General features: G+C 45.6%; 17 protein-coding genes. 7 read left to right on the forward strand and 10 right to left on the reverse strand.

All coding sequences use genetic code 11. From position 1 onward, the window contains the following. Positions 1–60 precede the first annotated feature (60 nt). Positions 61–4221: a serine/threonine-protein kinase PknK gene (locus tag QUA23_RS15275; RefSeq protein WP_333076813.1), complete on the reverse strand. Its 4161-nt coding sequence runs from the start codon at positions 4219–4221 to the stop codon at positions 61–63. Between the two features lie 378 nt (positions 4222–4599). After that, entirely contained in the window at positions 4600–5472 is an 873-nt protein-coding gene (locus QUA23_RS15280) for an S-methyl-5'-thioadenosine phosphorylase (RefSeq protein ID WP_333076812.1), read from the reverse strand. A gap of 209 nt (positions 5473–5681) precedes the next feature. Here QUA23_RS15280 and QUA23_RS15285 point away from each other — a divergent pair, with 209 nt between their 5' ends. Beyond that, a complete protein-coding gene (locus tag QUA23_RS15285) occupies positions 5682–5888 on the forward strand; it encodes a hypothetical protein (RefSeq protein WP_333076811.1) in 207 nt (68 codons plus the stop codon). A gap of 149 nt (positions 5889–6037) precedes the next feature. On the opposite strand, the gene QUA23_RS15290 is transcribed toward QUA23_RS15285, so the two are convergent. The 3 genes from QUA23_RS15290 to QUA23_RS15300 form a co-directional block, all read right to left on the reverse strand. Next, positions 6038–6877 carry a Tab2/Atab2 family RNA-binding protein gene (locus QUA23_RS15290; protein WP_333076810.1) on the reverse strand — a complete coding sequence of 280 codons (840 nt, stop codon included), beginning with the start codon at positions 6875–6877 and terminating at the stop codon, positions 6038–6040. Between the two features lie 399 nt (positions 6878–7276). Further along, positions 7277–8482, reverse strand: coding sequence for an adenylate/guanylate cyclase domain-containing protein (locus tag QUA23_RS15295; RefSeq protein ID WP_333076809.1), 1206 nt, complete (start codon positions 8480–8482; stop codon positions 7277–7279). Positions 8483–8503: 21 nt separating this feature from the next. After that, positions 8504–9046, reverse strand: a complete 543-nt coding sequence (locus QUA23_RS15300; RefSeq protein WP_333076808.1) for a peroxidase-related enzyme — start codon at positions 9044–9046, stop codon at positions 8504–8506. 589 nt (positions 9047–9635) lie between these two features. Between QUA23_RS15300 and QUA23_RS15305 the strand changes: the two genes are divergently transcribed. Continuing rightward, positions 9636–10904, forward strand: coding sequence for a valine--pyruvate transaminase (locus QUA23_RS15305; protein WP_333076807.1), 1269 nt, complete (start codon positions 9636–9638; stop codon positions 10902–10904). 223 nt (positions 10905–11127) lie between these two features. On the opposite strand, the gene QUA23_RS15310 is transcribed toward QUA23_RS15305, so the two are convergent. From QUA23_RS15310 to QUA23_RS15330, 5 genes are all read right to left on the reverse strand, one after another. Next, the gene (locus QUA23_RS15310) at positions 11128–13299 is read right to left on the reverse strand and encodes a caspase family protein (protein ID WP_333076806.1); all 2172 of its coding nucleotides are present in this window, start codon (positions 13297–13299) and stop codon (positions 11128–11130) included. A gap of 207 nt (positions 13300–13506) precedes the next feature. Further along, positions 13507–14688 carry a sulfate adenylyltransferase gene (gene sat, locus QUA23_RS15315; RefSeq protein ID WP_333076805.1) on the reverse strand — a complete coding sequence of 394 codons (1182 nt, stop codon included), beginning with the start codon at positions 14686–14688 and terminating at the stop codon, positions 13507–13509. Positions 14689–14991: 303 nt separating this feature from the next. Further along, positions 14992–16062 carry a DUF6745 domain-containing protein gene (locus QUA23_RS15320; protein ID WP_333076804.1) on the reverse strand — a complete coding sequence of 357 codons (1071 nt, stop codon included), beginning with the start codon at positions 16060–16062 and terminating at the stop codon, positions 14992–14994. Between the two features lie 125 nt (positions 16063–16187). After that, on the reverse strand, positions 16188–16787 hold the full coding sequence (locus QUA23_RS15325) for a hypothetical protein (RefSeq protein WP_333076803.1): 600 nt from the start codon (positions 16785–16787) through the stop codon (positions 16188–16190). A 194-nt stretch (positions 16788–16981) separates the two neighbouring features. Then, positions 16982–18454: a site-2 protease family protein gene (locus QUA23_RS15330; RefSeq protein WP_333076801.1), complete on the reverse strand. Its 1473-nt coding sequence runs from the start codon at positions 18452–18454 to the stop codon at positions 16982–16984. A gap of 33 nt (positions 18455–18487) precedes the next feature. Here QUA23_RS15330 and QUA23_RS15335 point away from each other — a divergent pair, with 33 nt between their 5' ends. The 5 genes from QUA23_RS15335 to QUA23_RS15355 all read left to right on the forward strand — a co-directional run bounded on the left by QUA23_RS15335 (position 18488) and on the right by QUA23_RS15355 (position 23635). Continuing rightward, entirely contained in the window at positions 18488–19162 is a 675-nt protein-coding gene (locus QUA23_RS15335) for an MBL fold metallo-hydrolase (protein WP_333076800.1), read from the forward strand. Positions 19163–19315: 153 nt separating this feature from the next. After that, positions 19316–19876, forward strand: a complete 561-nt coding sequence (locus QUA23_RS15340; protein ID WP_333064026.1) for a sugar O-acetyltransferase — start codon at positions 19316–19318, stop codon at positions 19874–19876. A 189-nt stretch (positions 19877–20065) separates the two neighbouring features. After that, complete coding sequence (locus tag QUA23_RS15345) at positions 20066–20530, forward strand: hypothetical protein (protein ID WP_333076799.1); 465 nt, start codon at positions 20066–20068, stop codon at positions 20528–20530. 744 nt (positions 20531–21274) lie between these two features. Further along, positions 21275–22945, forward strand: coding sequence for a cache domain-containing protein (locus QUA23_RS15350; RefSeq protein ID WP_333076798.1), 1671 nt, complete (start codon positions 21275–21277; stop codon positions 22943–22945). Continuing rightward, on the forward strand, positions 22946–23635 hold the full coding sequence (locus tag QUA23_RS15355) for an ATP-binding protein (protein WP_333076796.1): 690 nt from the start codon (positions 22946–22948) through the stop codon (positions 23633–23635). Positions 23636–23740: the final 105 nt, after the last annotated feature.

Raw genomic sequence — 23740 nt, forward strand, 5'->3', positions numbered from 1 at the left:
ACGATCTGTTCGATCGCCCTATCCCCTAAGCCTTGCTGTATAAACCTTTTAGCTAATTATTCAGCAAGCCCTAATTAAGTTTGACAGCAAGGATGCTAATACTACTTCGCCGGATATTGCTTGCGATGCTTTGATTACTGTGGTAAAGTCAAGCATTGATGAGCTGCTGCTGCCTGTGGATGTTGGCGGAAGGGATGTGGTTATGGCAGAAAGGTTTGTACCTGTTGATGTTTGTCTCAGCCATAGCTGAGGGTAGCGTTTTTCTAAGTCTTTAACTTTGGCTGCTGCACCCCAGCGGAGATAAGAATAGCGGGCATTTTGCAGGTAGGTATTGGCAATCAATGTCTTATTTTTAGATAAGTAAAATTTGGCAGCTAGTTCGTAGGAGAGGGCTTCTTCGTTGATGTATTCGTTTTCTCCAGCGGTGGCAATCGCACGATCGTACCAGTCCATTGCTTCAAAGTTTTCCCCTTTAATGCGGCACAATTCTGCTTCTATTAGTTCTACTTTCTGCAAGTAATTCATCGGTGCGTGAGTTGCCAATACTTTCAGTTTATCCAGATTGACGGCTACTTCTTCTAAAATTTGTTCGCGATCGCTCTGGCTGACATCAAAGTAAACTGCAAGTCGCACCAGAGAATCATAGAAATAAAAGAGGGGCGCAACAAGCGAACCAACCACTCCAGCTAAATATGGCGCTGCTAAGTCAGCATATTTTACAGCTTCAGCAAATTCTCCAAAGAGATAACAGAGAAGCGTTTTTTGCAAGTAAATAATAAAAACTGCACTACGATTGTTTTTTTGCAGCATCATAGGCAACTGCGTGTCTTCATTATATGCTTCCCCCATTAGCTTGCAAGGATTCTCCGAGCGATCGATTAAATTGAGAACTACCTGCCGGATTACTTCATTGCCGGTCAAATCAAATTCTTGCTTGAGTTGGCGTATTATGCCATGGTAGGCAGCTATTTCTCTTTCCAATTCTGTGAGTTCTTTGCCAACAAAATAGCTATGCCAGCAGTACACACTGGCATTGTGGCAGGCATTTCCTATGTCTCCGGTTTCCAAACCGATTGCCCAACCATCATGCGACAGCTTTAAAGTTTTCCTAACCGATTCTTTGTAATGTTTGACAAAAGCATTAACGCAGTGAAGCGTGTGTGCTTTAACTGTGCCGGCGTTAATTCGCTCCAGCAAATTTAAAGCCAGTTCGCCAAATCGATAGCCAGATTCTATGTCGTTGAAAATCGCGCTAAAAAGCATTCCACAACGGGCATAAGCGGGCAAAGAATCAGGATTATTGCCATATTCCAGGGATAAATTTACCAGTTTAAAAATCAATAAAGGCTGGAGTTTGGGGAAGGAAAAATAGGCAACATCAAGAGTGCTGGATATCACCTGCATGGCTGCTAATTTGTCCGGGGCTGTCATCAGTGGTAAATCGATTAAATCTTCGATTTCTCTGCCTGTTAGCGCTGCCTGAGTTGCTTGCAGCGCCGCCTCAATATCTGTCGTATTGGGCTGTTTGGGAAAATGTATATCTAACAGTTCTAGCACTGATAAAGCTGTGTCTAATGCTTGCTGGAACTGGCTTTGGGCTAACTGAGAGCGAATTTTTACTTGATAGACTTTTACTTTATCGAGCACTGTTTTGGCTTGTTGCAGCACGGAAGTTGCTAATTCCTCCATCTGCTCGAAATCGGTACTGATGTAAGCGGCTTCTGCTGCTTCTTCGTAGAGATTCAGCGTTAAGTCGTATTGGGTTTGCCAACTGTCTGCACTTAATAATTTCCTGCCCGCCACGAAGTAATCTAGTGCTGATTTATAAGCAGCGGAAACTTTGGCTTTTTTGCCTGCTAAAAGGTTGAGCGCTGCCAGTTCATTGCGCTGTGGCTGCGTGGCAATTAATTCGCTGCCAAAGTTGAGGTGATTGACGATATCAAATATTTTCTGTTGTCGCTGTTCCGGCGCAGTATTTTCCAACAAAAGTTGTCCGACTCGATAGTGGACAACTTGCTTTTCTGGTTCGGGAATTAGAGAATAGGCGGCTTGCTGGACGCGATCGTGCAAAAATTTGTAATAAACAGTTAAATCTTCTGAACTTTGCTCTAATTCTAGAAATCTGTAATCATTCCCCACGGGAATAATTAAATTTTGCCTAACTGCTTCCAAAAGTTTCTCGTTAGTTGCTTTTACTGAATTTTCACTAACAATCGCCAACATTTTTACGTCAAATTGGTTGCCAATGCAAGCAGCAAATATTAAAATTTGCTGTGTTGCCTGGGACAGTTTTTGAATTTTTCCTGCCATCAGTTCGACTACATTGTCAGTAATTCCCTTGGCTTGAATTTGCTCTAAATCCCACTGCCAGTCTCCCTTTGCCCCCTCAATCTTCGGAGAGGTGGGTCCAAATTTCAACAGTTTCTCAGCATAAAGTGATTTGAGAAACTCGTTAATAAAAAAGGGATTGCCTTGAGTTTTTTGCAGGACTAACTCTGCTAAGGGCAGGGCTTTTTCGAGATGGCATTTAAGAGTATCTGCAATTAAATAATAATTGACATAATTTAACTTTAAAGGTAAGAGGGAAATTGAATTAATTACGCATCCAGTTTTCTGAATCTCATTAATTGTTAACATCAGCGGATGGGCGGCAGTGACTTCATTATCCCGATAAGCACCAATCAGAAACAGATATTGCATATCTGGGTCGGTGATTATCAATTGAAGCATCTGCAAACTTGCGGAGTCTGCCCACTGCAAATCGTCGAGAAACATGACTAAGGGATGTTCAGGCTTGCAAAATACGCGGATGAAGTTATGCAATACTAAATTAAACCGATTTTGGGATTCAGCGGAAGGAAGTTCGGATAATTCTGGCTGCTTGCCCACTATTAATTCTAATTCGGGAATTACATCAATAACGACTTGAGCGTTAACTCCAACTGCTGTTAATATTTTTTCGCGCCACTGTTGGAGTTTGACTTCTGTTTCTGCGAGCAATTGCTGCACTAATTCTTGAAAAGCTTTAATGACGGCGCTGTAAGGAATATTTCGCTGAAACTGGTCAAATTTCCCGGCGATGAAATAACCTTTTTTTCGGGTAATGGGTTTGTAAATTTCTTGTACTAATGCTGATTTGCCAATGCCGGAATATCCGAATACTAACATCATTTCGGAATGTGGTCGGCTGTTGGGGGATGGCTGAGTGTCTGAGGTTAGACTTTCTGCTTCTTCCTGCAAGCTACCTGCAACTCGCTCAAATGCCGCCAGCAGGCTTTCTATTTCTGTTTCTCGGCCGTAAAGTTTTTGAGAAATTTGAAACTTATCTGAAATATCGTGCTGACCAATAGGAAAGTCTTCTATCTTGCCTTGATTTTGCAGTTGAGTGAGACATAACTCTAAATCTGCTTGAATTCCCCAAGCGCTTCGATATCGCTCTTCTGCGGTTTTTGCTAACAGTTTCATTACGATATCTGAAACAGGTTTAGGAATCTCTGGATGGACTTCTTGGGGCGGAAGGGGTTGTTTAGCGATGTGACAGTGTACTAATTCGATCGCGTCATTACCTTCAAAAGGCAGTTGATTGGTTAGCAGTTCGTAAAAAGTTGCACCTAGGGAATAAAAATCAGCGCGGTAATCGATGCCGCGATTCATTCTTCCGGTTTGTTCGGGTGCTATATAAGCTAAAGTTCCCTCTAAAACGTTGGGACTTATTAGGGTAGGATTTTCTATAGACAAGACTGTCGAAATGCCGAAGTCAATAATTTTGACTTCCCCGGTTTTGGGGTTGATAATTATATTAGATGGGTTAATGTCTTTGTGGATAATATTAGCGCTGTGAATCTCACCCAACATCTCGACAGTTTTGATAGCGATGGGGAGAAATTCCGCTAAGGTTATCTGACGTTGCTGCCGCCATAAACTTAAAGATTCAGCGCCCTCATCCTCGAAGACGATGGCAAGAGAATTATGATATTTTTCTAAGCTGTAAGCTTTAACAAAGCCTGAGAAATTCAGAGTTTGACTGATTTGGTATTCCTGCTGGTATCTCAGCAGTTGTGCTGGCGTTGGCAATTCTTCTTTCAGCAGCTTGAGGATGATCGGTAGGGGTTCGGCGTAGCCGTCGCGTAGCGAATCGCGATCGCGAATTCCGCGATAAACTAAGGAATTTTCGCTTTCATAGATTTGGGTTAAAATCTGATATCCGGGAATGCCAAGCATAGTTTAAATTGTCCGTTTTGAGCTTTTGCGCTTTCTGTGCAGCAGTTGCAACCCCATCTTGCCATTATTGCTCATATATGAATGCAGTGGGAGATCGATCGCTACCACTGCATAAAAAACGACTGCTTGCAAAATCGGGATGCTTCCTAGTGCGAGAGATTCAAAAGTAGCGAGAGAAGAGCTTTGGATATTTTCGGAGATGTCTATTGTTAAAAAAGTTGATAGGCAATGGATCTTACTCCTGACTTCTGACTCTTGACTCAGGACGAATGCTAGATATACAAATATTTCTGCCTTCTCCCCATGATGTAGGGTGCGCGCTGCACACCTTACACCTGTGGAATCACCTATAACCTAATGATGGCAACTTAATTTCAACTACAAATACTTCTGCAAGAGCAAACCCATTTTCTCCTTAGTTGCGGCAGGCACTTGATCCAGCCGAGTCAGAATTGCATATTTCAAAGCTGAATGCGATTCGGAAACGGGGGGATTTTCTGTTAACCTCCGGACTGTTTCTTGAATGGCTTTTTGGGCATTTGCTGCATTGCGGTGCAAGTTGGCAACTACCATTTCTACAGTTACGCTGTCGTGATCTTCGTGCCAGCAGTCGTAGTCTGTGACTAATGCTAAAGTTGCGTAGGCAATTTCTGCTTCTCTGGCTAATTTTGCTTCGGGCAAATTTGTCATTCCGATGACTGTCGCCCCCCAACTGCGGTAAAGGTGGGATTCAGCTTTTGTGGAAAATGCGGGGCCTTCCATGCAGACGTAGGTGCCGCCCCGGTGCAGGGTAACGTCGGGGAGGTTCAAGGATTCGATCGCACTTGCCAATACTTTAGCCAATTCGCCGCAAACCGGATCGCCGAATGTGATGTGACCGACTATTCCTTCGCCAAAAAAGGTAGAAACTCGATTTTTTGTGCGATCTATAAATTGATCGGGCACTACCATATCTAAAGGTTTCGCCTCAGCTTTCAGAGAACCAACCGCCGACGCTGAGATTAAATACTCAACTCCCAAACTCTTCATTGCATAAATATTTGCGCGATACGGCACTTCGGAGGGCAAAAAAGTGTGGTTGCGGCCGTGTCTAGCCAGAAATGCTACTGGCGTACCGTCCAATGTTCCCACAATTGCGGCATCCGATGGCGCTCCAAAAGGTGTATCAATTTTCACCTCTTCAATATCCTTGAGGGCCTCCATTTTATACAAACCGCTGCCGCCGATTATTCCGATTTTTGCTTGTGCCATTTTTACCCTCTGCTTGAGTTTTACCACCGTGATTCTATCGGGCCATCGTTAAGTTGGCGTAAAGATAATTGAAGATTTCGTGACCACAGTCACCCCACATACACTATTTTGTCACCTATGATATGTGATCTGAATCACTAAATAGCTTCACAAAATCTTTAAAAATAAAGGTACATAGTTCTGTTATTTATTTTTAGCGTGTTAAGACCATGACAGTCAGCTCTGCTAATGTCCCCAAAATCTCGATCGAGGCGATCGTCCAGCGTATTTTTGCTTTTCGTCAAATTACCCCCCTTGACAGACGGCTGCTGAAATCAGCCATGCTAGCCCAGAAAGGTCTGAACGAAAAAGACCACTCTCACATCAACCGAGTGTGTCAGGGCATCCGAAACGGATTGATTTTAGTTGTAGAATAAATTTGCAGCACAATCTCTTGCTAACTCAAGAAGCTGTTTTAAAATTTGTGTTTGAGTCTGTATCGGCGGGAAATGAGTTCGGGCGGTGTTTTACTATTTTTAGGTGCGCGAACCCTCGACATGACAAATAATATTATTTACATCTTAAATTATCGCTCAAAATTCAATAGCCAAAAGCCTGTATAAGTCATGCCACTATCATCGGGCTGGACTAACAAAAAATGTAATCCTTTACTTAATTGCTTGCGCTGTTGGTAAATTTGGGCCGCGGCTTTCACCTCGCTATCTTCAAAAGTAGCCACAACCCACCTATCTACTAACCCAGCTTCTAATATCAATCCGTCTGGTTCTCCAGCAATATAATTCAAAGCGAAAGGTTTGGCATCCTGAAGCCATCTAGCCAACCGCATAGACTGGCGTCCGCCGTCAATTACAACTCCCGGTACGGGTACTGTTGAGGCCAAGCCCAAATTCAGCGGTAACAGAAATTCTGGCATTTCCAAAATTGGCAGGGGACGCCCTTGGAAAGCCTCTTCAATGTCGCCGGCGGGTAGGGAAGCAAAACGCCAGCCATCGCCCCAGAGGTTTTCGGGTAAGGGTACGGGCGGCGGCGAGTCGAGGGCGATCGCGCTGTAAGTTTCACCTGTATAATTAGGCATACTCAAATATTCTTTGGCGCGTTGTTGCAGCAGCAATTTCAGACTCGCAGTGCGCCGAGTCGCTTCCACCTTGACACCCAAAACTTTGCCCGCAGCTTCGATTAAGCCCAGAGACTGAGGCCTAAATACTTGAATCAAGTCGGGCAAATTCTGAGTTTGAGTTTGCTGCTGCAACTGCGAAGCTAGCCAATTAGAATTTGCGTCCCCTTGGCGGCAAACAGCGCTAAATTGAAAACTGCCTTCCGAGTCGCAAATTAAGAGTTCCCAGAGTGGTTTACCCGCCTCATTTTGGAGAGGACGGCGGTAAAAATCGGCTTGCCAAATACGCATAAATAATTAAAATTAAAAATATACAACTCGATCATTTTAATATAGTTTGGCGCACTGCGATACAATACCGAACTATGAAAAAAGAACTTCGAGCGATATGTTCTCAGTTCACAGTTGAGTTTTATTTGCATATCTAACACCAGTTAAAAAAAACTGCAACTGTAAGTCAGTGATCCAAACCGTCGTAAGCTGCTACGCATCTAAACTAAATTATATTTTTGGGCGGGCGGGACGCCCACCTCACAAGAATTTACTCGAATTTAATTGTCAAATTTAGATGCGCCTCAGCTTAGTAATCAGTAATTCCCAATTTCCAATTTTAAAATCTAAAATCTAAAATCTAAAATAGAATAACGGCTCGCTTAGCCATCCTCCATTAGCAATTAGCCATGCCCAAATTTATTTAATATGGCGAACCAAATACATATCCAATTCGCCCTTATCTTTAGCATAAATTTTTCCTCTGTATTCGCATTCAAAAAAATCTTTAACTAATTCAAACGTGTCGTGAGAGATATTGATATTTCCAGGTACGCCGGAAGATTCCATCCGAGATGCAGTATTAACTGTATCTCCCCAGACATCATAGGAAAACTTTTTATTGCCAATGACCCCAGCAAGTATTGGGCCTGAATGAATGCCAATGCGGATATCCCAATAAGGGATATTTTGTTGAGCTTTCTGTATTTTTCGCAGAGCCATGAACTGTCGAATTTCTATCGCAGCAAGTACAGCGTCAAAGGCGTGTGTTGGGCGAGGCGTAGGAATTCCCGCCGCGCACATATAGCTGTCGCCAATAGTTTTCAATTTTTCCATAGAGTATTTATCCATCACGCGATCGAAATAAGAAAAACAATAATCTAGTTCGTCAACCAACTCTCGCGGCGTCATTTTTTCAGATAACTGAGTAAAGCCTTTAAAGTCAGTAAATAAAACCGATACGTTATCATAATAAAGTGGTTCCACTTTGCCGTTATTTTTGAGTTCCTCGGCAATTTCAACCGGGAGTACGTTCAACAGTAGCTGATCGGATTTGTGCTTTTCGGCATCGAGATCGGAATAGAGCTTATTTATCTCTTTAAAACGTTCAGCATTGCGGATGGCTGAGGATAGTTGTAAAGCCAAAAGATAGCCAATTCGTAAATCTTCTTGAGTGTAAGCTCTCGACTTGGTTGTTGCAAAATTAATTGTCCCTAAAACCTTACCTTCGCTTTCCAAAGGAAGGATAATTTGCGAAGCGTAGGGGGATAAAATAGCAGTAGCACCCGCTTCTTGAATTAATTGAGGTTGACGTGTTGTGAAAGCCTTGTGAATAGGGCCACCCTCTGGGAGGGATCCAATATCTACAGGAATATGCCGGCCAAATAAGGTCATGCAAGTGTTAGTGCTGTGCAGGCAAACGCTACAGTGTTCAAAGTCGAGTAGCCATTTGGCTTGCTTGCCTAGTACCCGCAAAATCTGGTTGAGATCGAGGGTGCGGTTAATGGCAGTGGCAACTTCGTTGACAGCGGAAATGCGGATGGAAAGCGCTTGAGCTTCTGCTAACAAACGGCGGGCTGTCAACAGAAGTTCTTCTCGATCTTGATCTTCTAGCCGATCGCCCATAATATGGGTATAAAATATAGATTACAAAGCATCTATTTCGAGGGCTATTGCATCAGTATATCGGTTGACAAAGCTAAACAAGTCTGCTGTCGCAATAATCTCAAAGATTTCTGAATCATCAAGTCCTAAATCCCGCAGGTTTTGGTAATCAGTCTCTGTCATTTCCAGGGGTTTTGTAGCAGCCAGCAAGCCAAAGGTAATTACGGCTTTATCACGTTTTGGCAAAGGGCAGTTCGCAAAGTCAGAAACTAAGGTTCGCAATAGTTCTTCGCTCATCCCCAAGGCTGACAATCCGTGCAGGTGAACTTGGAGAGCGTACTCGCTATTATTTGATTGGGAAATAGCGACGCCGACCATTTCTTTAAGCGTGCGGGGTAAGTCTCCTTGCAGGATTGTCCCCCGGAATTTTTTCCAATTTGCTTCTAATATGTCAGGGTTGATTGCCATTGACTTGAACAGGTTGGGGACGATGCCAAACCCCAAGTCTGTCAAGATTTCTTCGTACACTGCTTTGGCTTTAGGATCGGTAAGTTGCTCGTATTCTATAAGTGGAAAGTGTGTCATTGTTGTGTTGAATTTTACGGCTGTTAATTGGGTTTGGAATTTACGTGTTTGTTATGTAACGCCCCTCAAAGGGCGACCTTACGACCTATCTTGGCTTTAGTCGGATTGATAATAAAATGCACCGCTGTCAGCAAACCGCGAATCATGAAAATGAGCTAGCAACAAATCTGATTCTTGAGGCTCGATTAAACCTGTAATTATAGCAGTAACAGGAGCCCATAAAATTCTGTTGCGATCGGGTTCTACGGCTAATTTTAGATTCTCCTAATGGTTGTTGTCAAGTATCGGCAATTCATCTGGCGCGACGGCGTGAAATCTTACCACAACTCTTGAATTAGAAATTGCTGTTCCGTCCGCTAATTTTTAGGCAAAAAACACTGTTCGATCGATCGATCCAGCTCCACAAATGCCCTGAATCTTATGATCCGGCGCGCGCACAGGGGAAAAAACAAAATGCAGTGCGATCGAGTTTATTGCATTAATCAGATGCTCGATCGATAATCCATGCCTCAGACAAGCTAGGCTAACGCCTGCGACTGGAGTTATCATGGGTAAACTGTAAACTTCTATCATTGTCGCTGCATTTGCTATGAACCCTGCCCTGACTCAATTTGGCGCTCAGATGTCCCACCTCACGGGAGTTCGGGCAATTATGAAAGATATTATTGAAACACTCAGAGCCGGCAGCGGGCAGGAGTTTATCAATTTGAGCGCCGGAAATCCGGTGATTTTGCCGGAAGTCGAGCAGTTGTGGCGCGACTGCACAGCGGAACTTTTGGCGAGCCCGGAATACGGCGAGGTGGTTTGTCGCTACGGTTCCAGTCAAGGTTATCAGCCATTTATCAATGCGGTATTGGCGGATTTCAACCAGCGTTACGGACTGAATTTGACCGATCGCAATATCCTAATTACTCCCGGCAGTCAATCGATTTACTTCTACGCAGCCAACGCTTTCGGCGGCTACACTACCAGCAAACAGCTTAAAAATATTGTTTTACCGCTGAGCCCAGACTACACGGGTTACGGCGGCGTTAGCTTGATTCCCGAAGCGGTAGTCGCCTGCAAACCCACCCTCGATATTGATGCAGCCGCCCACAGGTTCAAATACCGCCCGGATTTCAGCCAACTGTCGATCGACCAAAGCACCGGTTGCGTCATTTTTTCTCGTCCCTGCAACCCCACCGGCAACGTTCTCACCGACGACGAAGTTAAGAAAATTGCCGATTTAGCGGCCGCTTTCGACGTGCCGGTGTTCGTTGATTCCGCCTACGGCCCTCCGTTCCCGGCTTTGAATTTTACCGAAATGACGCCGATTTTTGGCGGCAATATCGTGCACTGTATGAGTTTGTCGAAAGCCGGATTGCCGGGAGAAAGAATCGGAATTGCGATCGGCGATGAAAAACTCATTCAAATATTAGAATGTTTTCAGACCAATATGTGCATTCATTCGCCAAGATACGGACAGGCGATCGCAACTCGTGCCATTACGTCCGGTGCTCTTGCCGATATTTCCATCAACGTAATTCGTCCGTACTATCAAAGTAAATTTGCGATCGTAGAAAGCACTCTAGAACAAGCAATGCCGAAAGATTTGCCGTGGTTTTTGCACCGGGGCGAAGGAGCAATTTTTGCGTGGTTGTGGCTGAAAGATTTGCCAATGACTGATTGGGAACTGTATCAAGAGTTGAAGAAAGTGGGTGTAATTGTCGTGCCTGGAAGTTCTTTCTTCCCCGGTTTGCGGGAAGATTGGCAGCACAAACATGAGTGTTTACGCATTAGTTTGACTGCAACAAATGATGAGATTGAAACTGCCATGAAACGGTTGGCTCAAATGGTAGAAAAGCTTTATCAGTCTTGATTTCTTATACCAAACCCGCAGAAATCCACCTCCTTTCTGGTTCGGCGGTGGAAATCGCTCTACAAGTCAAACTCTCCTCCGCCTCCGCATACAAGCGAGATCGAGGGGGTATTTAAGTTTGATTTGATATGATTTCTCAGTCTCGCGTAGGTGGAGTTAGTTTGTGTCGTTTGAGGTCAAAAGCGATTTCAATCGCCGACTACGATCGAGGAGTTTTTCACAATTAAACCACCCGATAAACAAAACTCAGAGTTGCCCAAACATTCACATCCAAAGCCCAATCATCGGTCGATATCCCCACTTTCTGCACCCCCGGAATGCTAGCGGCGTGCAAATCTTCGAGTACCGCCCGCGCCACATTTAAAGGATTCAACAACACTCGAATTGGCAGGGCATCCCTCGTTTGCTGCATTTCGGCTTCTATTGCAGCCAGAGTTTGAGCCAAAGGACTCTCACTAAATATAATCATAATTTCTGCAAGTCCGATCGGTCCAGATACCGCCCACCCGATCGCCCCAGCCGCCGGCACGGTCAAATTCTCCCCAGGAGCGATCGCCCGCGACATTCCCCCCACAGCCTCTTTGCCCTCAGTGCCGAGCACGGACAGCCGTCCCGCGCTGTCCGTGCAAAACACCGCAAAGTAAACCGGGCGAGCGCTGTCGTTATACAATCTGTACCGAACTCGGCTGCCTTCGGGCAAACTTAGTATATGAGCGCTTGCGGATTTCTCACTTTCCCCGCTCAGCGGTTCCAGCCGATAATCACCGCCGCCTCGCACCGGCTCTCGCTGCGCCACAGCCCGCGCTTGCGGTGCGAGAGTTGCCAATTCCGCCCGCACCTTCAGGCGCGAAGAACCCTCATTAACTGTCAGCCGCAGCAACTTCCCCGCCTGCAGCGCTTTCAACTGCGGAGTCAAGCGCTGCACCGCCACCTTGACTGCTTCTCCCCCGTCGCCCTTAGTATCGGGAATCAGCATTTGAGCCAAAGAAAATAAACCGTAACGGCTTTGAGGCAAAGCAGGCTCGTGAGGCGAGACTGTTTCGGCTAAAGTCGTTTCCGGGACTCTGCCGAACCGACAGTCAGCCAATTGCTCGCTGCCTACCGCCGAAACTTGCGGCACAGTCGCAAAGGCGCTGGTAGCGTCTACCCGCTCGATGCGTTCCAAACCCGAGTCCAAAGCTACTGTCAAACCGATGTTTCGCGGCAATACCCGAATTTCTTCCTTCACGAGTTCGCCGACTGTTAGTTGGCCGTCTGTTCGATCGAACCCGTCTACAACTTGGGCTTTAGCAGAGAGGCCCGTGCGTCCCCGCAGCAAAAGCTTCGCGCCCTCGGAGGAATCCACTGCAAACACAGAACCCCCTGACCACTCCAAAACCCCCGGCGACAACCCGCCCAGCCACAACTGCACAGTTTTGCCCCCCTCTTCCACTGCCGTCACAGCGCCGTCAGATGCAGGGGAATTCAAGATTAAATTTGAAAAATTCACCGCCGGCGCGGTTGTTAAATTGTGATTGAGAATTTGCGGTTGCTGCGATAACCCCGCCATTTGCTCGACATTACCCGTCGCGCGGCCGAAACTGACGCTGAAGCTGCTAGCGGGAGTTGCCCACCACAAAGTTTGGGTGAGGGCGTAGGTAAACAAACCTGCGGTAAATCCGTTCCACTCTTGTTCGGCGGCGAGTGCGGAATTCGCGCCCGCGGCAAGTAAGGCGGCGTCCGGACGGAGATTTGGGCGGGAGCCGAGGTCTTGGGCAAACGTTAATTCTGCGAGGCTAGGCTCGCCGATGGTGGGGCGGGGGCGGGACCGAATGCGAAAGTTGCCGTTTTTGGGGAAACCCGGATAGGTGTAGCTGGTGTCGAGGATGGCGATCGCATTTTCTGTCGCGAGCGATCGCATCAACAGCAACAGCGTTTCCTCTAAAATATCGTTTACCGCCCGGTTTGCTAACAACGGCAAAACATCATCCGCCGGCACCAAACTGTTTTGCATTTTTCCGGGAGACTCGCCCAAACTGACTCGGCTACCGCAGCCGCTAAAGTGAAAAACTACCACGTCACCGGGTTTGGCTTGTTGAGTCAAGTGAGTGACAAAAGCCGTCTCGATATTCTCCCTCGTAGCTTTAGCGTCAGTCAAAGTCAAAATGTCCGACGGCACAAACCCAAACCGATATATCAGGAGTTCCCGCTGCAATTCCACATCCGTGACGCAGCCGTGCAGGGGCGAGTCTGGATATTTGTCAACGCCAACCAACAAAGCCAATTTCCTGGCTGTCGGCTGCGCTAAGGCTTGGAGGTAGCGATCGCCCAACGGCAGCCACAGGGCCTCGCTGATTCCGATGGCGGCCAGCACCCGGCCAGCTTGCTGCAAAAATTCCCGCCGCTTGAGTCCCATTTTTAAATAGCTTTGAATTTTAAGTTTTGAATTTTAAGTTAAATTCCCCTCAATAATTTTAGGGGAATTAATTAGATTGTGAGTGTTTAGTATTAAGGGAGTTTTTAAGTTTTAACTTTTGAGCTTTAAGTTAAAAATTTCCCATTTAAAACTCAAAACTCAAAATTAAAAACTATGCAGAATGTCGCCCCCACCAAAGTTCAAGATTTAAATCTCGTAATTGAAAATATTCATTGCCTTGGCTAATTCTGCGGCGACTTCCGGTCTGGAAAACTGCGGCGGCGGCAATTTTCCAGCGCGCAGCATTTCCCGAACTTTGGTTCCAGACAAATGCACCCGTTGTTCGGGAGTGCTGGGACTTGTTTTAGTTGTAGCCATTTGTTCCGTCAGCGTGCAATAGAAAGCGTGCTCGAATTTCATCGGCACAATTCCCAATTCTCCCGGCTCAAATTCATCAAAAATATGTTGGGCATCGTAAGTGCCGTAATAATCGCCAACTCCCGCGTGATCGCGCCCCACGATAAAGTGAGTGCAGCCGTAGTTTTTGCGGATTAAAGCATGAAAAATTGCTTCTCGCGGCCCGGCGTAGCGCATCGCCGCCGGATTAATTGCCAAAATTACGCGATCTTTTGGATAATATTTTTCTAGCAGAATTTCGTAGCAGCGCATCCGCACGTCAGCGGCGATGTCGTCATCCTTAGTCGTCCCGACTAGCGGGTGCAGGAACAAGCCGTCTACTGTTTCTAAGGCGCATTTTTGAATGTATTCGTGTGCCCGGTGGATGGGGTTTCGGGTTTGGAAACCGACTATGGTTTTCCATCCTTTTTCTGTGAACAGCATTCTCGATTTCGCCGGGTCAATTTGGTATTGGGGAAAGCGGACATCTAGTTCGCGTTCCAGCAGCCAAATGTCGCCTGCGAGGTTAACGGGTCCTGATTTGTCTACTACTTGGACGCCCGGGTGTTTGAGGTCGTCGGTGCGGTAGACGTTGAGGGCTTCTTCTTCTTTACTGTAGTGATATTTTTCTGCAAGTTCCAAGAGCCCGACAAATTTGCCCGCCGGCGAGTCGAGGCGCACTAAAGTTCCTGCTTTCAGGGGGGCGGCGACTTCTTCTGTTACCGAGAGGGTGATGGGAACCGACCACGGAAGGCCGTTGGAGAGGCGCATTTGTTTAACGACCGATCGATAATCAGCTTCGTTCATGAACCCTTTGAGGGGACTCAGGGCGCCGATGGCGATCATTTGCAGGTCGGAGATCGATCGATCCGAAAGCTGGACTCGCGGCAAAACTTCTGCTTTGTCGAAAAATTCTTGTCTTTGGTCTAGTGTGGCAATGCGGTGGACCAGGGTGCCGCCGTGAGGGGCAATGCGGTCTGAATGCTGGCTCATGTCGATTTGAATTTGTGGGTTTTAGCTGCCAGAGTACATAGTATCAAGCGGTGGCTGCAATTCTACATTTTTTAATTGTTCTGGACTTGTGCAGAACGCTGCTTTTGTGGCGCTGTAATTCTTTAACTGTAAACTCGCGCGCTCAAACTCTAAACTTTCCCGTCAATCGATTTTAGATTTTAGATTTTAGATTTTAGATTAAAGCATTGACCCCACGGATAAATTCGGGGGCGTGTTTATCGAATACAGGTTTTTTATTTCTCCACGGATGAATCCGGGGGCTTGTATCCTGGATGCTTTCGGTCAAGTCTGGACTTGAAATTCTTCGGGATCTATTCCCCAATTTACCCAGCTAATCGCTTCTTTAGCAGATCGCACTTTTGGCGGCACTCGCAAAGCGTGAAGGTGTCCCGTACTCGGACAAGTCATCTTTAACAAATAAATTGGCTCTATGTCTATATTATTCTTAATTTTCAACAAAGTATATTCTTGCCAAGTATCCAATTCAGTTGCTTGCAATTCTTGACAAATTCTCGGATAGCCGATCGCCTGAATCAAAACTCGCCGCACTTCGGCATTCTGTTCTGTTAACAGCCATGAAGCTTGCCAAGACTGCGACGGAACTTGACCAATTATTTCCGGCAGTCGGACGCCGCGATAAGAGTATACACTGAACTTGTCAGCAAATTCAACCGCTGGTTGACCTTCTGCGTGGAGCAAATATTCGCTATCAAAATGAAGTTGGATCGGGCGATCGCACACAAAGCACTTTTTCTCGAACGGGTAAATCCAGCCGCAGTTTTCCACCAAGGATTTAAAGGCTGAGTATAAAGGGCGATCGTAGTCCAAATTTAACACGCCAATACAAAAATCCACCCAACTTCCGTGACAGGCTGACAGTTCTGAAACTATGCTGTTATTACGATCAGCTTGATCGATCAGGAATCTCTGAAATCTCCCGCCCAACTTCCTTACTAATTTGACGTAAACTTCGTCTTTAACATGAAGGTGCAGTTGATTCATCAGTTGAGTATACAGCGGATTATAGAGTTTGCTGTAAATTTGATTTTCCAGTTCCCTGTCGAGTTGACTTCGTAATATATCGTACAATTCATTATGAATTTTGTTTCTGATTTCGCTGCCCATTCCTAGACCAGAATCGCGTATCCTTAGCCGTTCAACAGCTTGCAAAGCTATGTAAGGGCTGTCACAGAAAATAATTTCCGGTTCAGGACAGCCGATGATGTTGTACGCGGTGTTGATGGCGGCTGTCGCTTGCGGGCGATCGACTGGTTTGATCGAAAGTCCAATTTGTCGCCACTTCTCGCGATAAATCGGAATTAGCGCTATTTGTTTTGGAGTAATTGCGACCATTTGTAGACCTAGATTATTTGATTTGCGGTCAAAAATTTTCGCGATCGCATCCGGTAAAAAATATTATTAAGTTTGCAAAAATAACAGAATTTTCCCTACAAACCTATTTTATTAAAGTTGTCAAATTATTGGTATAAATTAACGATTGTTTGCAACACACCTAAAATCATAGGAACATTATCGACACAATAAACATCAGCATCAATAATTAAATTATTTCCATCTAATTTAAGAAACCGCCAGACAACGCCAGTAGTTACGCAGCCAAATACGGCAGGTATGGAATTGTGTTCGCGTTCGTTAAATAGCTGAGCCGCTACCATTTGTGCTGCACACTGTGGCAGACAAGATTCTATTTTTGGGCCTTTCGTTTCTCTCAATGCAAAAACCGGAACTTTAATTTCAAAATCAAACGGCACGGAAGATAATAGAAAGTCGCATTCCCCATTCAATCCCTGCTCAACATCTACATCAAACGACCAACCAGAAAAAATAGAAAATTGTCTGTTGTTCCTTTCCCTAAATTCTAACAAAAGAGGAGAAATAATCCGTTCGGAACGTTCTTTTGCAGTTGTAACCGCAGTGTTAGAACTAATTTCGAGGGTTCTCCAAAGCCATTCGGATGGTTCTACAGGAACAATCTTGGCATTCAAAATAGGACTGAGTGACGGTTCCAATCCAAATCGCTCTTTTAATTGTTGGAAAGTAAAGGATTTGTAAGGCATATTTTTCAGATAAGTCGCTGAAACTCTAGATTACTTGGAGATAGAAAACGAGTTAATAAACGCTCAAATCCCTTGTAGAGCAACCGTTGCAGAATTTTGTAAACCTCTCTTTTCTTCCTTCTTCTCTCTTCCGTCGGACTTCAAGATCAATCCGTTAGTTAAATCCGTTACATAATCCGTTGCCGAACTTCCTTCTAAACATTTAACCACTCAAGGAGTACCCTGGGCGCCGGCAACAAAATCATTAACAAAAGCCCGATCGCCAACAACCCCAAAAAATCCCGCCGGTCGTCCAATTCGCTAACATCATTCAGCGCAGGTTCGTCGTTTAGTGGCGTGAAAAACAAAATAATCGCCCACAGCAGCAAACCCTGTTCCAAAAAAGAAAGCAGCAACATACAAAGTCTAGCAAATTGCCCGATCGCCATACTCGCTCGCTGGCCAAACATCGCGTGCACGATGTGCCCGCCGTCGAGTTGTCCCACCGGCATCAAATTAAACGCCGTCACGATCAAACCCAAATAACCCGCCACCGCTACCGGATGCAAATCGATCGCAGTTTCCGCATTGAAAGCGCCGCCCAAGGTTAACTTGCTCAACAAAGTCATCAACAGCGAAAAACTGGGTTTGAAAGACTCAAAATTTAACATTCCCGACTTGTCAGACAGCGGTACAATAGTCGAATGATTCAAACCCCAAATTAATAATGGCACTGTCGCAACTAAACCCGCCAGGGGGCCGGCAATGCTAACATCAAATAAAGCTCGGCGGTTGGGAATTGGACTCCGTATTTGAATGAAAGCCCCAAAAGTTCCTAAGAAAAAAGGAATCGGGATAAAATAAGGCAAAGTCGTGCGAATTTTGTAGAATCGGGCAGCTAAATAGTGACCGGATTCGTGAATTGCTAAAATTGTAATTAGAGCCAGCGAGTAAGACAAACCCTGGAGCAATATTGACGGGTTGGACTGCAAAGCTTGTTCAGTAACTCCGGCAAGTCGCGCCCCGACAAGTGTAGTCGTAAACACCGTGATCAGCAGCAAAGCTAATGCGAAAAATGGCCGGGTTACAGATTCGGTTTTCACAGGAGTTTCCCCTGATTGGTGGCTGGGATTGGGAACTATAGCAAAAAAAGGTTGACCGCTCAAGCTGTTTTGAAATACTACTAAAAAGCGATCGCCAAACAGCCTCTCCACATTCTCCCGAATCGCCTGATAAGCCGCCTCCGGGTTCGTCCGCAACTGTCCGCGACAAATTACAGCCTGCGGCCGAAATTCCAAATCTCGCAAAAAGTAAATTGACCAAGGAAAACAATCGCGCAAACTCGCTTCTTCCGCTGCATCGATCGGGCGCACGGGTGGTTTTGGCTTTACAGGTTCAGTCGCAGAGTTTGCTACCTGCTCTGCTGTTTCGGCGGTAATTTTCTTGCGCCCCAACTGTACCAAAAACCAATACAAAAAAGGGCAAACCAAAAAAGGTATAATTACCAACTCCGGCGGTACAGTTTTGCTGGTACCGTAAACTAAAATCCAACCACTCCAAATCAGCGCGGGCGCCATCATTACCAGCCACAGCAGCCATATCGGAGTTCTGGTGATGCGGCTGGTGCCGTTCTGCAACAAGTAGTACGATATCAGCCCCAATACGAACAACCATAGTAAAAAGAACATAATATTTATCCCATTCCCTTCTGAAATACTTCCTTGAAACAACAGACTTTAGTCTCCAAACAACCCAGGCCCGTGCTCGACAATATTCTTGCTTTCCCGCCTAACCGGGAAACTCTGGGTGCAACAGCCTATTTCATTGTAGAAAACCAAACTAACATCCTGGTGGATTGTCCCGCTTGGGATGAGATTAACCAAACATTTTTGCGGGAACACGGTGGCGTGCGACTGCTGTTTCTCACCCACCGCGGCGCTATCGCCAAGGCGCGGGAGATTCAGGAAGCCACGGGGTGCGAGATCCTGATTCAAGAGCAGGAAGCTTATTTACTGCCGGGTTTGAAGGTGACGGTTTTTGAGCGAGAATTTGTTGTGAGCGATCGAATGAAAGCATTTTGGACTCCTGGCCATTCTCCTGGTTCCTCTTGCCTTTATCATAGTGGCAGCGGTGGAGTGCTGTTTTCGGGTAGGCACTTGCTCCCCAACCGAGAAGCCGCCCCAGTACCGCTGTGGACGCCAAAAACTTTTCACTGGCCTAGGCAAATTAACAGCGTGAAGTCAATTATCGATCGATTTTCGCCAGAAACTTTACAGTATATTTGTCCCGGTGCAAATACTGGTTTTTTGCGGGGAAAAGGATCGATCGATCGAGCTTTTGAGCAATTAGCCAATCTGGATTTAGCTGTTTGTTTGCAGTCAAAACCTGAACCCTAAATGTATGCTGCAACATCAAAAAACGATCTGACGCGCTAATTATAGCGGTAAGGTGCGCCCTTACGCACCCTACATTATTCTTCAGTCTCTTAGAGAGGAAGTTCGTTGGTGAAGTAGCGGTTTCAACCGCCGATTCTTACCTTGGAAAAAACTGTGGAAAAAACCGAAAAACAAAAAATGCTCGCCGGCGAATTGTATTTAGCTGCTGATGAGCAATTAATTTTAGAGCGCCAACGAGCTCGCCGCCTCGCCAGAACTTACAATTCTACCCGCGAAGACGAACCAGACAAACGGTTAGAAATTCTCGCAGAATTGTTCGGTGCAGTTGGCCCCAAAGTTGAAATCGAGCCACCTTTCTACTGCGACTACGGCAGCAATATTTATGCGGGAAACGGATTGTACATGAATTTTGGTTGCGTGATTCTCGACTGCAATCGAGTTAACATTGGCGAAAATTTACTGTGTGGACCCAACGTACAAATTTACACCGCTCTTCACCCCACAGACCCGGAAATAAGGCTTTCTGGCCAAGAACTCGCCGCTGAAATTAATATTGGCAATAATGTTTGGATTGGCGGCGGCAGTATTATTTGTCCAGGAGTCACTATTGGCGACAATAGCACGATCGGCGCAGGCAGTGTTGTTGTCAAAGATATTCCCGCAAACGTCGTGGCGGCGGGGAATCCTTGCCGAATCATCCGGCATCTACCTTGATGTGGTACGATCGACACAATCGTGCGATCGGCTCTTTGGAGCTTAAGCCAAAAATTTTAGGTATTAGAACAGCCGGTTTGAGATTTTTCACGTAAAATCCCCGAAAAAACCCGTGGAATAAATCTAAAATCTCAAATCTCAAATCGCTTAATTTCTCGTTCCTGGTTTCCACACTACCAAGCTTTTCTTATGACGACTGCAACAGTTTATCCCAACGCTCCCGATCTCTGCACCGACGACTACATAGCAGTCGGTGTAGCTACCTGCTTCATCAAAGAAGAAGGCGAAGTTTTTGAAGTGCAAGTAATCGAAGCTATTCCCTCAGCAGCTTTGGAAGCAATTTTGAAGGGAATTCCCACATCTTATTTAATGATTTGCGGGACGACTTTGGGAGCAGTTCTCGACGGCGAAACACCCAAAATGTTGCCAGACTTCCCGACATCAGCTCAGTTTAGCGAAGAATTTGCCTTTCGGGCGATCGCTGCTGCCCGCACTTACAAAATCCGCCCCCAAGCTCAACTTCACATTCCCTTGGGAACAGTTCGCAACGACTTTACTTATTCCTTAGAACGCAAAAGAGTGCTCAACTCCGAGCGCGTCATTCGCACGGAAGACAATGTGAAACAGCACGAACACACTCACAAGGTTCTTTAAACAAATCGCGCAACTGGGGCAATTTAACAGTGCCTCAGCCAGCGGATGCACCGAAAATACTTTTGATTGTTGAGAGATAAATTAAAGATTTAACAAGTTTTTCCTTCATTAATAATGAACGAAAAATTTTTAATATTTCGTTATTAAGCAATACTGCGGACACTTTTTGATTACCAACTGTATAATAAGGGTTTCAAGACAATTCGGAAATAGAACTATCAACGGAATATCTAAGGTTTCAGAGTAGGAAATAAAAGCAGTCTGGACTATTGATTAAGACACACACCAAACATCTCAACCTAAAAAGTCTACTGCTCACATCACCTAAATAACATCAATTATTAACGACTGTAAAAAAGAATTAAGTAGTTGATGATTTTTTTTTATTGCTCAAAAATGTGGTATGATATTATTCCTGTTTAACAAAGTGATATCAAATCGGTAGCCTCGGAATTAATATTACCCACCGCTTTCGACACGGCAGTGCCGTGTCCCTACAATTAATCAGGGTATGGAAACGGCACGGCCCCGTGTCCTTTAGATCGTAAGGAGTGCAACCGCAAACGATAGGAGCCGCTCGGCGGGAAAAAATTAAAAAATCCCCGCAATTATTGAATGCTAGTAGTTTAAGACTACTGGCAGGCGGGCGAGTAGATCGTAGGTGAGCTAAGAATTTCAATCTCACAAATTGGTCAAACCATGCGAAGCTTTGCGAGAGTAAAGTGGTGGAAATTAACTCGACTATTGTCAGCGAGATTAAAGGGCGAATACCATCTTGGGTACCAAACTGCGCTCTTAATTTTGGGGGTAACTATTCTGGCAGCTAGCATCACTGGTTGTATTAGCTATCAAAGCGTTCGCCGCTTGATTCTCACCAAAAGCGAGCGAAATGCTTTGTTAGAAGTTAGGGATCGCGCCAACAAGATCGATCGCTGGCTCGGCACTAGAAAGGCTGAGATCGAAATCCTCGCCCACACTCCTCCCGTTCGTTCGATGAATTGGTCAGTTGCAGGGCCTTATTTAAAATCGGAAGTAAATCGACTGCAAGAATTCCAGCACTTCGCATTAATTGATCCCGACGGTTCTTATTTCACCACAAAAGTCGGCAGAGCGTTGATTACTGTGAGCGACCGCCAACACTTCAAAAAGGCAATGGCTGGGGAAGTCTATGTTTCCGATCCTACCATTTCTCGCACGCTCAAAGGACAAAGTATTGTTCCCATTTCGGCTCCGGTGTGGTCAAATTCGGCAAATTCTCTTGAGAAAAAAGCACAAAAGCCGATCGGAGTAATGAACGGCGTCATTAGCATTGACCGCATTGCCCAAGTAGTAAGAAAGCTGGAATATGCCCCCGGAACTTACGCTTTTGTTCTCAATTCTCAAGGAGTGCCGATTGTGCATCCCGACGCTGGATTAATCGGAAATATCGACAATTCGGCTCCCAGTCTTTTAGAGTCCGCAGATGCTAATTTGGCAAATGTAGCCAGGGAGATGGTTTATCAAAAAACGGGCATTGTGCTGACTCAAATCAACGACGCCAGAGTTTATGTTGCCTATCTTCCTTTAGAACAAGCTGAATGGTCGATCGCCCTCGTAATTCCCCGCGACAATCTCGAAAAAGAACTTTTTCCTTTCAAGATACTAGCAGTAGCCGCCGGCGTACTTGCCGCCGCAGCTATTTTCTCCGCAATTGTGGCGCTCAAGCTGTTTGCCCTAAATTGCATTCGCAGATGCACAGAAGCCCTTCTCCACCGCTTGACCGGCCGCATTCGGGCTTGCTTGCACCTCGATCGCATCCTCCAAACTACAGTAGACGAACTCGGTACTTTACTGAAGCTCGATCGAGCAATTTTCGCATGGTACGATCCCCGACAAGATACTTTAGAATTTGGCTGGGAATATTGCCGGGAAGGTTTGCCGGGGCGCTTGGGAATCTTTGGTGTTCCAGGAGGGCCCTCTGGAGATTTAGCTGCACGGCTTCACCGCTGCGAAACGATTCTGCTACATAAAACCGCCGCGCCTGATGCCACAGCATCTGAGGAACACGCCTATATCGAACTCACAAATAGTCACTACGCAGCATTACCCGTATTAACTCAGACTAATCGGCTGGGATATCTGTTCGCCTGTGCAAATCGGCGGTTTGCAACTCCCGACGAGGTGGAAGTTTTGGAAGCAATTGCCGACTCGCTGGCGATCGCAATTTCCCAATCCCAACTCCACGGGCAAATTCAAGAAGAACTCAAACTTTTGGAAGAAGTATTAGCCAAACTCAGAATCACCGAAGAGCATTTAGTACAAAGTGAAAAAATTACAATGGTGGGTCAACTAGCCGCCGAAGTTGCCCAGGAAATTAATAACCCCATTAACTTTATTTACGGCCGCCTGATTCACCTCAACGATTATATCAAATAGTTGCTCCATATAATTCGCCTCTATCGCGAACAATATCCCGAACCAGGGAGGCGAATTGCCAAAAAAATAGAGACAGGCGACCTAGATTTTATCAGCCAAGAGTTGCCGAACATTCTCAATTTTTTGAAAATAGGAGCCGATGGCATTCGCCAGATAGTCCTAGCTTTGAGGAAATTTTCACTTCCTGACGAAGCCAACAAAGAACACGCCAACGTTAATGAGAGCCTCGACAATATTTTGCTGTTGCTGGCTCACAGACTGGAACAAAAAATATTAGTAGTCAAGGAGTACAACAACCTGCCGTCAATTTTGTGTTATTCCAGTCAACTGAGTCTGGTATTCGCGACTCTCACGATCAATGCTATAGATGCAGTTAAAACGATTGAAAACTCGGCTCAAATTATTACAATCAAAACCGATATTGTCGAGGAATATACAGACCGATTTATTGTTGTATCGATCGCCCACAATGGCTCTATAATTCCGCCGGAAATTCAACCCAGAATGTTTGACCAGTTTTCCCCTACTCAATCCTTTAAAAATTTTACAGGGTTGGATCTGTCGGTGTGCTATAAAATTATTGTAGAATTGCACAGCGGCAGGCTGACAGTTGAATCTCCGGTTCAATCTCAAATTAAATCTCAAACTGGGGGGGGTGCTGAGTTTAGGGTAAAATTGCCGATCTTTTGATATCGCATTTTGCCGCCAGGGAAACCCGTCGCAAATCTTGCCCGTAAGCTCCGCGAAAAGCTTAATTTGGCTTTGCAGTGAAGACTTTAGTCCTCATAAAACGGA

It is taken from the genome of Microcoleus sp. Pol1C5 (assembly GCF_036701115.1).
GTDB lineage: Bacteria > Cyanobacteriota > Cyanobacteriia > Cyanobacteriales > Microcoleaceae > Microcoleus.

What these genes read in the sequence shown, in the direction of transcription:
- QUA23_RS15280 (WP_333076812.1), bottom strand. Translation starts at nt 5,472, where the DNA reads ATGGCACAAGCAAAAATCGGAATAATCGGCGGCAGCGGTTTGTATAAA.
- QUA23_RS15275 (WP_333076813.1), bottom strand. Translation starts at nt 4,221, where the DNA reads ATGCTTGGCATTCCCGGATATCAGATTTTAACCCAAATCTATGAAAGC.
- QUA23_RS15330 (WP_333076801.1), bottom strand. Translation starts at nt 18,454, where the DNA reads ATGTTCTTTTTACTATGGTTGTTCGTATTGGGGCTGATATCGTACTAC.
- sat (WP_333076805.1), bottom strand. Translation starts at nt 14,688, where the DNA reads ATGAGCCAGCATTCAGACCGCATTGCCCCTCACGGCGGCACCCTGGTC.
- QUA23_RS15290 (WP_333076810.1), bottom strand. Translation starts at nt 6,877, where the DNA reads ATGCGTATTTGGCAAGCCGATTTTTACCGCCGTCCTCTCCAAAATGAG.
- QUA23_RS15300 (WP_333076808.1), bottom strand. Translation starts at nt 9,046, where the DNA reads ATGACACACTTTCCACTTATAGAATACGAGCAACTTACCGATCCTAAA.
- QUA23_RS15295 (WP_333076809.1), bottom strand. Translation starts at nt 8,482, where the DNA reads ATGGGCGATCGGCTAGAAGATCAAGATCGAGAAGAACTTCTGTTGACA.
- QUA23_RS15320 (WP_333076804.1), bottom strand. Translation starts at nt 16,062, where the DNA reads ATGGTCGCAATTACTCCAAAACAAATAGCGCTAATTCCGATTTATCGC.
- QUA23_RS15285 (WP_333076811.1), top strand. Translation starts at nt 5,682, where the DNA reads ATGACAGTCAGCTCTGCTAATGTCCCCAAAATCTCGATCGAGGCGATC.
- QUA23_RS15305 (WP_333076807.1), top strand. Translation starts at nt 9,636, where the DNA reads ATGAACCCTGCCCTGACTCAATTTGGCGCTCAGATGTCCCACCTCACG.
- QUA23_RS15310 (WP_333076806.1), bottom strand. Translation starts at nt 13,299, where the DNA reads ATGGGACTCAAGCGGCGGGAATTTTTGCAGCAAGCTGGCCGGGTGCTG.
- QUA23_RS15345 (WP_333076799.1), top strand. Translation starts at nt 20,066, where the DNA reads ATGACGACTGCAACAGTTTATCCCAACGCTCCCGATCTCTGCACCGAC.
- QUA23_RS15325 (WP_333076803.1), bottom strand. Translation starts at nt 16,787, where the DNA reads ATGCCTTACAAATCCTTTACTTTCCAACAATTAAAAGAGCGATTTGGA.